Origin of the sequence: Paenibacillus sp. JJ-223 (assembly GCF_927798175.1) — a bacterium.
Lineage (GTDB): Bacteria > Bacillota > Bacilli > Paenibacillales > Paenibacillaceae > Paenibacillus > Paenibacillus hubeiensis.
The window spans coordinates 36,581-48,492 of sequence record NZ_CAKMMP010000006.1; the positions used below are offsets into that span (position 1 = coordinate 36,581).

The 11,912-nt window shown below is 50.5% G+C and carries 13 protein-coding genes; 11 read left to right on the forward strand and 2 right to left on the reverse strand.

What is annotated here, in order from left to right; translation table 11 throughout:
- The first annotated feature begins 70 nt into the window (after positions 1-70).
- From L6H98_RS12340 to crcB (L6H98_RS12365), 6 genes are all read left to right on the forward strand, one after another.
- A complete protein-coding gene (locus L6H98_RS12340; protein ID WP_236415459.1) occupies positions 71-955 on the forward strand; it encodes a LysR family transcriptional regulator in 885 nt (294 codons plus the stop codon).
- Between the two features lie 14 nt (positions 956-969).
- Positions 970-2,274 carry a replication-associated recombination protein A gene (locus L6H98_RS12345; protein WP_236415825.1) on the forward strand — a complete coding sequence of 435 codons (1,305 nt, stop codon included), beginning with the start codon at positions 970-972 and terminating at the stop codon, positions 2,272-2,274.
- A gap of 365 nt (positions 2,275-2,639) precedes the next feature.
- Positions 2,640-3,650 (forward strand): thiamine pyrophosphate-dependent dehydrogenase E1 component subunit alpha, encoded by a 1,011-nt coding sequence (locus L6H98_RS12350; RefSeq protein ID WP_236415460.1) that lies wholly within the window; start codon positions 2,640-2,642, stop codon positions 3,648-3,650.
- A gap of 21 nt (positions 3,651-3,671) precedes the next feature.
- The gene (locus L6H98_RS12355) at positions 3,672-4,655 is read left to right on the forward strand and encodes an alpha-ketoacid dehydrogenase subunit beta (RefSeq protein ID WP_236415461.1); all 984 of its coding nucleotides are present in this window, start codon (positions 3,672-3,674) and stop codon (positions 4,653-4,655) included.
- A gap of 138 nt (positions 4,656-4,793) precedes the next feature.
- Complete coding sequence (gene crcB / locus L6H98_RS12360; RefSeq protein ID WP_236415462.1) at positions 4,794-5,195, forward strand: fluoride efflux transporter CrcB; 402 nt, start codon at positions 4,794-4,796, stop codon at positions 5,193-5,195.
- Positions 5,192-5,551 carry a fluoride efflux transporter CrcB gene (gene crcB, locus L6H98_RS12365; protein WP_236415463.1) on the forward strand — a complete coding sequence of 120 codons (360 nt, stop codon included), beginning with the start codon at positions 5,192-5,194 and terminating at the stop codon, positions 5,549-5,551. Before crcB (L6H98_RS12360) ends, crcB (L6H98_RS12365) begins: the two co-directional genes overlap by 4 nt.
- Positions 5,552-5,690: 139 nt before the next feature.
- Here crcB (L6H98_RS12365) and mnmA read toward each other — a convergent pair whose 3' ends face one another.
- On the reverse strand, positions 5,691-6,821 hold the full coding sequence (gene mnmA / locus L6H98_RS12370) for a tRNA 2-thiouridine(34) synthase MnmA (protein WP_290371445.1): 1,131 nt from the start codon (positions 6,819-6,821) through the stop codon (positions 5,691-5,693).
- Positions 6,822-7,146: 325 nt separating this feature from the next.
- Between mnmA and L6H98_RS12375 the strand changes: the two genes are divergently transcribed.
- Positions 7,147-7,566, forward strand: a complete 420-nt coding sequence (locus L6H98_RS12375; protein ID WP_236415465.1) for an Rrf2 family transcriptional regulator — start codon at positions 7,147-7,149, stop codon at positions 7,564-7,566.
- Between the two features lie 287 nt (positions 7,567-7,853).
- Here the strand turns inward: L6H98_RS12375 and L6H98_RS12380 are convergent, their stop codons facing one another.
- Positions 7,854-8,228, reverse strand: a complete 375-nt coding sequence (locus tag L6H98_RS12380) for a DUF1664 domain-containing protein (RefSeq protein ID WP_236415466.1) — start codon at positions 8,226-8,228, stop codon at positions 7,854-7,856.
- Positions 8,229-8,342: 114 nt separating this feature from the next.
- Here L6H98_RS12380 and L6H98_RS12385 point away from each other — a divergent pair, with 114 nt between their 5' ends.
- From L6H98_RS12385 to L6H98_RS12400, 4 genes are all read left to right on the forward strand, one after another.
- Positions 8,343-9,494 (forward strand): cysteine desulfurase family protein, encoded by a 1,152-nt coding sequence (locus L6H98_RS12385; RefSeq protein ID WP_236415468.1) that lies wholly within the window; start codon positions 8,343-8,345, stop codon positions 9,492-9,494.
- 163 nt (positions 9,495-9,657) lie between these two features.
- Entirely contained in the window at positions 9,658-10,179 is a 522-nt protein-coding gene (locus L6H98_RS12390) for a PRC-barrel domain-containing protein (RefSeq protein WP_236415470.1), read from the forward strand.
- A 10-nt stretch (positions 10,180-10,189) separates the two neighbouring features.
- Positions 10,190-10,399: a hypothetical protein gene (locus tag L6H98_RS12395; RefSeq protein WP_236415471.1), complete on the forward strand. Its 210-nt coding sequence runs from the start codon at positions 10,190-10,192 to the stop codon at positions 10,397-10,399.
- 361 nt (positions 10,400-10,760) lie between these two features.
- Entirely contained in the window at positions 10,761-11,828 is a 1,068-nt protein-coding gene (locus tag L6H98_RS12400; protein WP_236415472.1) for an AI-2E family transporter, read from the forward strand.
- Positions 11,829-11,912 lie beyond the last annotated feature (84 nt).

Genomic DNA, 11,912 nt, shown 5'->3' on the forward strand with positions numbered 1-11,912 from the left:
AATGAACCAGAAATCATTTTGAATGATATCAAAAACGGGATCAAGGTAGTATCGGAAGGGGCGGTTGTCCATGGAAAGCGGAGATTTGCGCATATTTCAGTGCGTTGCACAGGAGGGAAACGTGACCAGAGCAGCGGCAAGGTTAGGGTATGTTCAGTCCAATGTGACCGCAAGAATCCGGCATTTGGAGAACGAATTGGTAACGGCTCTCTTCATTCGGCATAACCGGGGCATGACGCTGTCTCCGGCCGGGGAGCTTCTATTGACTTACGCGGACAAAGTCGTAGGGTTGCTTGAAGAAGCAACGAAGGCGCTTCAAGCCACCGGGACGCCGTCCGGACCGCTGCGCATCGGTTCGACGCAGACTGCGGCTGCGGTGCGTTTACCCGAGCTTTTTTCGCTCTATTACAAGAGCCATCCGCAAGTATCGTTGTCTTTGACGACCGGCAACTCTCAGGTATTGATCGATCAGGTCGTTGGCTACGAACTGGAGGGGGCGTTCATCGGCTGTGCTTGCGATCATCCCGATTTGCGCGCGATTCCGGTATTTAACGAGCGAGTGTTTATCGTATCGTCCGGCATGAATGCCGATCAGGAAGAGTTGTACGCCAAGCCGATTCTGGTCTATAGCCGCGGGTGCTCCTATCGCGAAATATTGGAAAACTGGCTGAGGGAAAGCGGTGTTCACCGCCCAGCGATCATGGAGTTCGGCACGTTGGAGGCCATTATTAGCGGAGTGGCTTCAGGTATGGGGATTTCCCTCCTGCCCGAGATTGTCGTGCGGCAGCAGATTGCCGGCGGCATGCTTCGCAAGCATTCGCTCCCTGCAGGAAAGGATCATATGACGACGTATTTCATTACGCGCAAGGATGCGTTCATCAGCAGCGCCATGCGGGCGTTTATCGATTTGATCGCGCAGGAATATGGTATGATAGAGAGCAGGCCAATCAGTTAAGGAAGTGAATAATGATGGATTTGTTTTCGTTTCAACAGGATGCGGAGCCGAAGGCGAGACTGCTTGCCGATCGGATGCGTCCGGAGAAGCTTGAAGAATATATCGGGCAAGAGCATATCATCGGGCCGGGCAAGCTGCTTCGCCGCGCCATCGAGGCCGACCAGATTTCGTCCATACTGCTGTATGGTCCTCCAGGATGCGGCAAAACCACGTTGGCGCATATCATATCCAAGCACACGCAGGGTAATTTCGTTCGGCTGAACGCGGTGGATGCGTCCGTGAAGGACGTTCGTGAAGTGATCGAGCAAGCCCAGACGAACAAGCAGCTGTACGGCACCAAAACGATTCTGTTTCTGGACGAGGTGCACCGCTTCAACAGCTCGCGGCAGGATGCGCTGCTGCCTGCGGTGGAACAGGGCACCATTATTTTTATCGGGGCGACGACGGAGAATCCGTTTCATTACGTGAACGGGGCCTTGATGAGCCGCTCAACGCTGTTTCAACTGGAGCCGCTGAACAAGGAGCACTCGCTGATTGCCATGCGTCGTGCCCTGCAAGATGCGGACAAGGGCCTCGGTTTCATGGAACTGAAGGCGGACGAAGAGGCGCTATCGCATATCGCGACGATGGCCAACGGGGACATTCGGCGCGCGCTGAATGCCCTGGAACTGGCCGCACTGACCACGCCGCCGGAAACGGACGGTTCCATCCATATTACGCTCGCGGTTGCGGAAGAATCCATTCGCCGTCCCATCGTGCGCGCGGACGAGTCGACGCAATACGACGTGTTGTCGGCGTTTCACAAAAGCATTCGCGGTTCCAGCGATGCCGCCCTGTTCTGGTTTCTGTACGCGGTGGAAAAGCTGGGCATGGACCCGATGGTGTTTATTCGCCGTTTGATCGCGGCGAGCAGCGAGGATATCGGCCTTGCCAATCCTCAGGCCATGACGCAGGCCATCGGCGCGCTGGACGCGTATCGCAACAACGGCTGGCCGGAGGCCAAACTCAACATTGCGCAGGCGATCCTGTTTGCGGTGGAAAGTCCGAAATCGAATGCCGTGTATACGGCCATTTCCAAAGCGATGGAAGCGATCGAGGAAGTGAAGTCGGCGGAGGTGCCGCTGCATCTTCGTGATACCCATTACGCCGGAGCGGCCAAGCTTGGGCACGAGGGGTACCTATATCCGCACAACTATCCGGGACATTACGTGAAGCAGGAGTATTTGCCGAAACAGCTGTCGCGCCGCATTTTCTATGAGGCGACCGAGCAGGGGAACGAATCCAAGATTCGCCTCAACCAGCAGCGTCGGAGAGGGTAACGGATGTGAATGTCTACGTGTCTGGTTACCTTAAGGAATGAGTAGAATGTAATATGTGGTTTGTGCACGATAAGCTGCTTTCAGTATTCTCTGAATGCGGCTTTTTTCTTTTTCTGCAAAGCTCGTGCTGCTTTATTTCATAGTTTCATAATAAGCTAGAAAGAGCTGTGGATTAACATCGTCGGTTTCAAAGTATAATGATGATTCGCTGATCAGGTTAGAGGATTTTTAACAGCAGGCTTGATCTGACCCCAAAATAGTTAGAGGCTTCTTGTAATTCCAAATTATTGATTTGATTGAATTGAGATAGTAATATAGTAAATTGATGTAATAGAACTTGAATCCGACTTTAGGGGGGCACTTTCATGAGCGAAACTGGCATAGCGGGAGAACGTGTTCTTCATCATTCACTGGGATTGACCGATGAAGAGGCTGTTGACATGTATAAAACGATGGTAATGGCACGGAAATTTGATGAACGCAATTTGCTGCTTCAGCGCGCAGGTAAAATTAATTTTCATGTTTCAGGCATTGGACAAGAAGTGGCACAGGTCGCTGCAGCATATGCCCTCAACAAGTCGACGGATTACTTCCTCCCGTACTATCGCGATTATGGCCTCGTCCTATCGCTAGGCATGAGCATCAAAGAATTGATGCTGTCCGTATTTGCCAAAGCGGAAGACCCCAATAGCGGAGGCCGTCAAATGCCTGGCCACTTTGGATATAAAAAGCTTCGGATCGTAACTGGTTCCAGTCCGGTTACTACGCAGGTGCCCCATGCCGTTGGCATAGCCCTGGCGGCAAAAATGAAAAATGAGAAGTTAGTGAGTTTTGTAACCTTTGGGGAAGGATCCAGCAATCAAGGAGATTTTCACGAAGGCTGCAATTTTGCGGGGGTTCACAAACTTCCGGTCATTTTGATGTGTGAGAATAATCAGTATGCGATTTCCGTGCCGATCCATAAGCAGCTTGGTGGACGGGTTGTTGACCGTGCGCGAGGCTATGGGATTGCAGGTGTACGAGTGGATGGGAACAACGTATTTGAGGTTTACAAAGCCGTAAAGGAAGCTCGGGAGAGAGCGATTCGCGGGGAAGGGCCAACGCTCATTGAAGCCATGTTATACCGACTTTCGCCGCACTCCACTGCCGATAATGATTTATTGTACAGGACGAAGGACGAAGTAGAGGAGAACCGGGCTAAGGACGGAATTCCCAAGTACCAACAATATTTGATCGATTGCGGAATATGGAGTGCCGCTCATGAGGAAGAACTGCAATCTCAGCTCAAAAAACAAATCGATGATGCGATAAACTATGCGGATAAGGCCCCGTTGCCAACGCCGGAGTCTTCGTTGGACCATGTATATGCAGAATGAATTAGAGGGGGAGTAGAGTCAATGGCAATCATGAATTATGTATCGGCGATCCGCCTTGGGATGCAGGAAGAATTGGCGAGGGATGAGAACGTTTTTGTATTGGGCGAAGATGTCGGAGTCAAGGGGGGAGTCTATACAACGACAAAAGGGCTGATCGACATGTTTGGCGAAGAACGAGTTTTGGACACGCCGCTTGCCGAATCGGCGATTGCCGGGGTAGCGATCGGTGCGGCCATGTATGGAATGAAGCCGATCGCCGAAATGCAGTATTCCGATTTCATGTTTCCGGCAACGAACCAGATTATCAGCGAAGCAGCCAAAATCCGCTATCGTTCCAACAATGATTGGAGTTGTCCGCTTGTGATTCGTGCTCCCATCGGAGCCGGCGTCTTCGGTGGACTCTATCATTCCCAATGCGCAGAATCGGTGTTTTTCGGAACCCCGGGCCTTAAAATCGTAGCCCCTTATAGACCTTACGATGCAAAGGGTTTGCTGAAAGCCGCGGTCAGAGATCCCGATCCCGTACTGTACTTCGAGCACAAGAAATGCTTCATGCTGGTGAAGGGTGAAGTGCCGGAAGACGACTATACGGTACCCATCGGCAAATCCAATGTGCTTCGCGAGGGGACCGATATAACTGTAATAAGTTACAGCATGCCGCTTATGTTTATAGAACATGCTGCAGAAGAACTTGAAGAAGAAGGGATTTCTGCACATGTGCTCGATTTACGAACACTCCAACCTTTAGATAAAGAAGGGATATTGGAGGCTGTCCGGAAAACGGGAAAGGTGCTGATTGTGCATGAAGACAACAAAACAGGAGGTATTGGGGCAGAGGTATCGGCCATCATTGCCGAAGAACTGCTCTTCGATTTGGACGCACCCATCATGCGGCTGTGCGGCCCGGATACTCCAGCCACGACGTTCCATGCGCCGGGAGAAAAATACTTCCTGTTGAATAAAGATAAAGTAAAAGAGGCCATGAAGAACCTGGCGTTATTTTGATCCGCATTTGCCAGCGTGAGAAATTCAGCTTCCGACCGCCTTTTCCCTTGTACCTGCGGGACCCCATGGTTTAAATCTCGATAATCCACTATCATTAGGGAGAAGGAAAAAGTATAACGTCTGGAGATGTCTTGCGTCATGAAGGAACTTGTTTATGTTGGGCTTGGCGGCATTGCGGGCACGTTGACCCGTTACGGCGTCCAGCTGTGGATACCGCAGGACAATGGGGGGTTCCCTTGGGGGGTGCTGCTGATCAACGCGGTGGGCAGCCTGTTTCTGGGGTGGTTTTTCACGGTAGCCGTACCTCACAAAATTTCGGCTGAGCTGCGCCTGGCCATCGGCACGGGGTTTACCGGCGCGTTCACGACCTTTTCAACCTTTGCGCTCGATATGGTGCGATTGGCGGAAGGCGGACATTGGATAAGTGCGGCTGCGTATGTATTCACTAGCATCGCGGCAGGGCTCTTGCTTTGCTCGGTCGGTATCCGCTGGGGAGAGCAAATGTTGAGAAGGGATGGAAGGGGCGGTGCGCAGGCATGATCATCTGGATCGGTGCAGCAGGCATGATGGGTTCGATACTGCGGTATTCGCTGGGACGATGGGTGTCTGCCCGGTTAGGCACTTCGTTTCCATGGGGAACATGGCTGATCAACATCAGCGGTTCGCTGCTGCTTGGAATGCTTTATGGCTGGCACGCGTCTGCAGCCATTTCCGATATGCTGTGGGTCATCGTAGGTACAGGATTTTGCGGTGCATACACGACCTTCTCCACATTTGGTTATGAGACCATGGGTCTAATAAGCCGGAAACGGTATGGTAGAGCGGTCCTTTACGTCGTCAGTTCGGTCATCGTGGGCACGTTGGCCTCATTTTGCGGCACGTGGATCACTGCATAAACCGGGTATTCGGATTTTTTTGCAGGGAAAAGAAGGAAAAAAGCCATCCTCCATGGTATACATGATAGGGATGGCTTTTATTGGCTTTTGTGCTTGTGTAGAAAGCTCCATACATACAGGTATGGAATTCGTGGACTGATCAGCCCAAAGCCGGCACAGGCACTTTTTGCACCTGGTCGATTGTTCCGCCTCCAAGGCAGACGTCGCCATCATAGAACACGACCGCCTGTCCAGGCGTAATGGCTTTTTGTTGTTGGTCGAATTGCACGTCCACGCTTCCATCCGCATTCCAGGTGAGCGTAACGCCTTGGTCTGGTTGACGGTAACGGAACTTCGCCGTACAACGGAAAGACCCGCTCGGAATGTGCTCTGAACCGGCAATCCAATTCACGCCGGTTGCGGTCAATCCCGTGGAATAAAGACTTGCATGAGAATCGCCCTGCACAACCAGCAGCTGGTTGCGTTCCAGATCTTTATCGGCAACGAACCATGGTTCCCCATTGCCCGATCCGCCGATGCCAAGACCTTGGCGCTGACCCAGCGTATAATACATCAGTCCGTCATGGCGACCTTTGACTTCGCCGGTCACGATATCGATCATGTCCCCGCCTTTGGCAGGCAGGTAGTTGCTCAGGAATTCTTTAAAGTTGCGTTCGCCAATGAAGCAGACACCAGTGCTGTCCTTTTTCTTAGCGGTATACAGCCCGGCGGCCTCAGCGATTTTGCGAACCTCCGGCTTCGGCAGATGACCGATCGGGAACATGGCTTTGGACAACTGATTTTGGTTCAGCGCGTTCAGGAAATAGGTCTGATCCTTGTTGCTGTCCACACCGCGAAGCAGCTTGTAAGCGCCATTCTCTTCAACAAGGCGCGCATAGTGGCCGGTAGCGACGTAATCTGCGCCAAGATCAAGAGCCTTGTTCAGGAATTCGCCGAATTTGATTTCGCGGTTGCACATGACATCCGGATTCGGAGTCCGGCCGGACTTATATTCATCGAGGAAATAGGTAAATACTTTATCGAAATACTCTTTCTCGAAGTTGACAGTGTAGTAGGGAATGCCGATCTGCTCGCACACCCGGCGCACGTCCTCTGAATCTTCTTCAGCGGTACAATGGCCGAATTCGTCCGTATCGTCCCAGTTTTTCATGAAAATGCCGATGACATCGTAACCTTGCTCTTTCAGCAGCAGTGCGGTTACGGAAGAGTCGACACCTCCGGACATGCCAACGACGACCCGTGTATTTTCTTTTGTTTTGGACATCGTCATCACCACTTCTATATATAAATGTGTTGAACCGCGTCGGTAGACGCTTTTCTTATTCTAGCATAACCGGACCCAACTTACGATACACCCGGGGAACTTTGGATACTGTCCACTCCAGGCGCACAGATTAATTGCCATCCATGTTTCCTTTGGGCATGCAGTTATGTTAACATTAGGCGAGGGTTATGATCGGAATACGGAGGTTTAAGGAACATGGGCCGTTTTTTCATATCCCGCTGTGGCGAATCAGTGACGGGAAATCATGGCCACATGTGCTGAGCGAACAAACACTAAACAGGTTTTCTGAAAATTGAAAGAGGTGACTCCTTTGAAAATATCGACAAAAGGCCGTTATGGCCTTACCATCATGATGGAGCTGGCTGCCAGAACCGGCGAAGGCCCGACTTCCCTGAAGAGCATTGCGGAGCGCAATCAGCTCTCGGAGCATTATTTGGAGCAATTGATCGCTCCCCTGCGCAATGCAGGACTTGTTAAAAGCATTCGCGGAGCGTACGGCGGCTATATTCTGGCCGGCGATCCGGCCAGCGTGACTGCAGGTGACGTCATTCGTGTGTTGGAAGGCCCGATCTCCCCGGTGGACTTCACCGAGGAAGACGATCCGGCCAAGCGGGACCTGTGGCTGCGTATCCGCGACAGCATTGCCGAGGTGCTGGATTCGACGACGCTGCAAGACCTGATTTCGTATCAGGACCAGGAGCAGAAGGACAGCTACATGTTCTACATTTAATTTTCAGGTATGGGATTTAATAAATCCTTGATGCAAGGGTTTTGGCTTCATTACTGGGGCCAAACTTTCAGTTAAATGATTAACATTTTGATCGAGGCTGCGACACGCATACACGGCAAAAACATTAAAGCCCCCAAATTGGGGGCTTTCGCGTGCAAATGGCATTTTTATAAGGCTTGTTGGTTGAGCTAAGTCGAAATACTAACAACATATGCAACAATGGCTGTTAACGGTCTATGTATGAAAATCGCAAATCTCGGCCTGGAATTTTAAGCCCGGCTATTGGACTAGCGATTTTTGAGGGTTTCGATGTCAGCCTCCATTCGCAGCTGGCGGCGATTCAAAATATCAATGCTGTGTTGATGGGTATTCAATTCGGCCGTAACCTTGCGTTCGAAGCTTGCCTGGTTTTCTTCCAGGCGTTTGGTGATTTCAAGGGTTTCCAGCACCGCTTGCTTGAGCAGCGGAATATCTTTGGTTTGCTGTTCGATGGTATCCAATCTGCCTTCAATATGATCGAAACGACCATCCATGCTATCCAGACGTCCATCCATGCCATCCAGATGTCCATCCATGTTGTCCAAACGCTGATCTATATGATCAAAACGTTTGTTCATCTGCTGCAACTGGTTCAAAATTTGTTCAAGTACGGCATCGCTCATAACACTCTTCCTCCTTATCAAATGTAGTGATTCCATTATACTTGAAGTTGCATTACAAAAACATTCGATTTGATTTCCAATTCCATTATAGCGATTACGAGGTGAAAGATTAACATGAATAGAATTTATTTGGACCATGCTGCATCCACGCCTGTGCATCCACAGGTCGCACAAACAATGATGGATATCATGACCGGGCAATTCGGCAATGCCTCAAGCATCCATGCCTTCGGTCGAGAAGCGAAACGAACCGTCAATGGAGCCAGGGATGCCATCGCTGCCTTGCTTGGCTGTTTCCCTGACGAATTGGTATTTACCAGCGGAGGCACGGAAAGCGATAATTTGGCGATCTTCGGCGCAGTCGCGGCCCGGAAAGACAAAGGGCGGCATATCATTACGTCGGCCGTCGAACACCACGCGGTGCTGCATACTTGCGAGGAACTGGAGCGCCAAGGTTATGACGTGACTTATTTGGGCGTGGACGAGCATGGAAGAATCCGCATGGAGGAATTGCGGCAGGCCATTCGTCCGGATACCGTACTGATCACGATCATGTACGCTAATAATGAAGTCGGCACGCTCCAGCCGATTCGGGAGATCGGTGAACTTGCCCGCGAACGCGGCATTCTGTTTCACACGGATGCGGTACAGGCGCTGGGGACGCAGCATATTTCCTGCAAAGACATGCCTGTCGACATGATCAGCTTGTCCGCGCACAAAATTAACGGTCCGCAGGGCGTCGGTGCGCTGTACGTGCGCAGGGGCACGATGCTGGAAGCAAGGGCGCATGGAGGGCTGCAGGAACGTCAGCGGCGTGCGGGAACCGAAAATATGGCAGGTATTGCCGGTTTTGCCGAAGCGCTCAAAATAGCCGTGTCGCAGGCAGAAAAACGCTATGAGCATGATCTTCTTTTACGCTCCCTGTTGTTGGAACAGTTGGAGAAGCATGTTGGCGCCGAGCATTTTCATGTGAACGGCCACCCCGATTATACACTTCCGCATATCCTTAACGTCAGCTTCCCGGAAGTGTCGACAGAAACGATGCTCATGAACCTGGACATGGAAGGCATTGCGGTGGCGAGTGGGTCGGCATGCACCTCGGGGTCGCTTGAAGTGTCCCATGTACTCAAAGCGATGAACCTTCCGGAAGCTTTATTGCACTCTGCGATTCGTTTTAGCTGGGGGTTGGGTAATACTACGGAAGAAATGATAAAAACGGGCGAAAAAATTGGAACCATTCTTTTGCGACTTCGTAATAGACTTTGAGGGTCTCTTTATCTGCGGAACAGAAGGAGGGGAGGAGTTCCAATTTATCGGTTGAATGGAGCGGTCTGGGGCGACGGTGAATGGTTTTTCGTTCATTCGGGGAATACCTAAATTCAATGATGCCGCGTCTGTTTCACGATAAGATGATGAGGAGGACACTGCGATGAAGCTTCAGGAAATGATCGGTCTTGCCGTTTTTGATGTGGAAGGCGGAAAACAGGTCGGGAAAATCCAGGATTTCATTGTGAGCGACGATTGGAAAATTGAAGGCATTGAACTTGAAAGCAAAGGCCTGTTTACCAGTCATGTCAAAATCGTGCAGTGGCAAGATATCGTTGCCTACGGCGAAGATGCCGTCATGATCCGTAATCAACAGGCTGTCCGCAAGACGGGAGCCGACAACATAAAACATACGTACCTCCTCGGTCAGTCCAAATTAAAAGAGATGTCGGTGTTGACCGGCGACGGTTTGCTGCTTGGACGCGTCTCTGATGTTTATTTTGACCAGGAGTTGGGAAATACAATAAAAGGGATCGAAATTACGGACGGTTTTGTGTCCGACTTGATCGAAGGCCGCAAATGGCTGCCATGTACAAGTGATATGTCCATTGGAGAGAGTGCTGTAATGGTGCCCCCGCTGAGTGAACAGCGCTTGGAAAATGCCATTCATTCTGTGAACGGATAGGTGAATGAATATGAAATGTCCAAACTGTAGTTCCAAAGATATCGGTAAAATCGGCTCCCATCAGTTTTATTGCTGGGGATGCTTTATTGAATTGAACGTCAACGGCGACAAGATGTCCGTATATCAAGTGGAGGAGGATGGTACGCTTAGCTCGCTGGACGATTTGTTTTTTGGCGAAGAGCTGCCGCAGGATTTTCCCCATTTGCACGCTTCTTCTTAATTGCAAACAAAACTTCGTTTACATGCGGTTTTGTGACAATATCAGGCGCCGGGCACCAAGGTGCAACCTGCAAGGGTTACATTACGATATGCATTCGATCGAAAGGCTTGTACTCGCGTATCGCATTACTTTATCGTATGCAGAGGCGAAGTGCAAGATGCATCGGATACGTCTCCTTTATAGTAAAGGAGGCGTCTTTTTTCATGTTCTCCGAAAAACGCAGCGCGCTATCAGACCTGCTTCGAGATGGCAGAAGATCTTTCGGCCAAAGGCAGCTTCCCAAAAACTGAAACAATTAATAAATACTCCCGCTCCTACATATACTGACTTTCAGAGCCAGTCCAAAGAGGAGTGAGGCACTGTGGAGCAATTAACCAAAAACAAGCTGTTCCGTTATGCCATCTGGCTGCTGCTTGGCTTGATCATTTTGTATTTTATCTGGCTGCTGCGGCCATTGCTGCTTCATATATATGGATTTCTGAAAACCGTGCTGGCGCCGTTTGTCATTGCGCTCATCATTTCGTATGTGCTTAACCCGATCGTCAGCATGCTGGGCGGGCGCAAAGTGCCGCGTTCCATCGCGGTACTGTTGATCTATGCGTTTTTCCTGACTTGTATCGGAGTCATCCTGGTTAACGTGATCCCGGTGCTGATGGAGCAGTTGGAGGAACTGAACGAACACATGCCCGAATTGTCGATGCGCGCCCAGAGTCTGATGAATAACATGGACAACAAACTGATGCCGCCGAGCGTTCGTTCGGGCATGAACAGCTGGTTTTATCAAATGGAGGATCGGCTTAGCCAAGGAATTACGGTGTTGATGGACAATATCGGGGCGACGATTAACGTGTTGTTCAACATTTTTATCGTGCCGTTCCTCATTTTTTACATGCTCAAAGATTTTGAGGTGTTTGAACGGACTGTCGTGGCTTATCTTCCGCGTTCCCGGAGAAAAGCAATCGTTACGGTCATGAAAGAAATCGATGCTGCGCTTGGCAACTACATTCGCGGCCAGTTCATCGTCTGTGTGATCGTAGGCATTTTCGCGTATATCGGATATATCATCATTGATATGCCTTATGCCCTGCTGCTGGCGAGCATTGTGGCGGTGTTCAACATCGTGCCTTATCTTGGTCCCTTCCTTGGCGCGGCCCCGGCTGTGGTGATGGCATCGACGGTATCGTTTAAAATGATGATGCTGGTTGTCGTCGTGAACATGCTGTGCCAGGTGCTGGAAAGCAACATTATCTCTCCGCAGGTGGTTGGGCGAACGCTTCATCTGCATCCGCTTTCGATTATTTTTGCCCTGCTTGTCGGCGGGGAAATTGCGGGCATCTTCGGCCTAATTTTGGCCGTCCCTGTATTTGCGGTGTTAAAAGTCATTGTCCAGCATTTTTTCGCATACTATATTAAGCGAAGAACGGACTGATACAAGCTGCGATGGACGGCTGCTGCCTTCATTTGACAGGCATTGACGTTGCCGATATAATGAAAAAAGTATGTTTGTATAATG

Bases quoted from the DNA above. Each gene is read 5' to 3' on its own strand.
- L6H98_RS12340 (WP_236415459.1), top strand. From the start codon at position 71: ATGGAAAGCGGAGATTTGCGCATATTTCAGTGCGTTGCACAGGAGGGA.
- L6H98_RS12345 (WP_236415825.1), top strand. From the start codon at position 970: ATGGATTTGTTTTCGTTTCAACAGGATGCGGAGCCGAAGGCGAGACTG.
- L6H98_RS12350 (WP_236415460.1), top strand. From the start codon at position 2,640: ATGAGCGAAACTGGCATAGCGGGAGAACGTGTTCTTCATCATTCACTG.
- L6H98_RS12355 (WP_236415461.1), top strand. From the start codon at position 3,672: ATGGCAATCATGAATTATGTATCGGCGATCCGCCTTGGGATGCAGGAA.
- crcB (WP_236415462.1), top strand. From the start codon at position 4,794: ATGAAGGAACTTGTTTATGTTGGGCTTGGCGGCATTGCGGGCACGTTG.
- crcB (WP_236415463.1), top strand. From the start codon at position 5,192: ATGATCATCTGGATCGGTGCAGCAGGCATGATGGGTTCGATACTGCGG.
- mnmA (WP_290371445.1), bottom strand. From the start codon at position 6,821: ATGACGATGTCCAAAACAAAAGAAAATACACGGGTCGTCGTTGGCATG.
- L6H98_RS12380 (WP_236415466.1), bottom strand. From the start codon at position 8,228: ATGAGCGATGCCGTACTTGAACAAATTTTGAACCAGTTGCAGCAGATG.
- L6H98_RS12385 (WP_236415468.1), top strand. From the start codon at position 8,343: ATGAATAGAATTTATTTGGACCATGCTGCATCCACGCCTGTGCATCCA.
- L6H98_RS12390 (WP_236415470.1), top strand. From the start codon at position 9,658: ATGAAGCTTCAGGAAATGATCGGTCTTGCCGTTTTTGATGTGGAAGGC.
- L6H98_RS12395 (WP_236415471.1), top strand. From the start codon at position 10,190: ATGAAATGTCCAAACTGTAGTTCCAAAGATATCGGTAAAATCGGCTCC.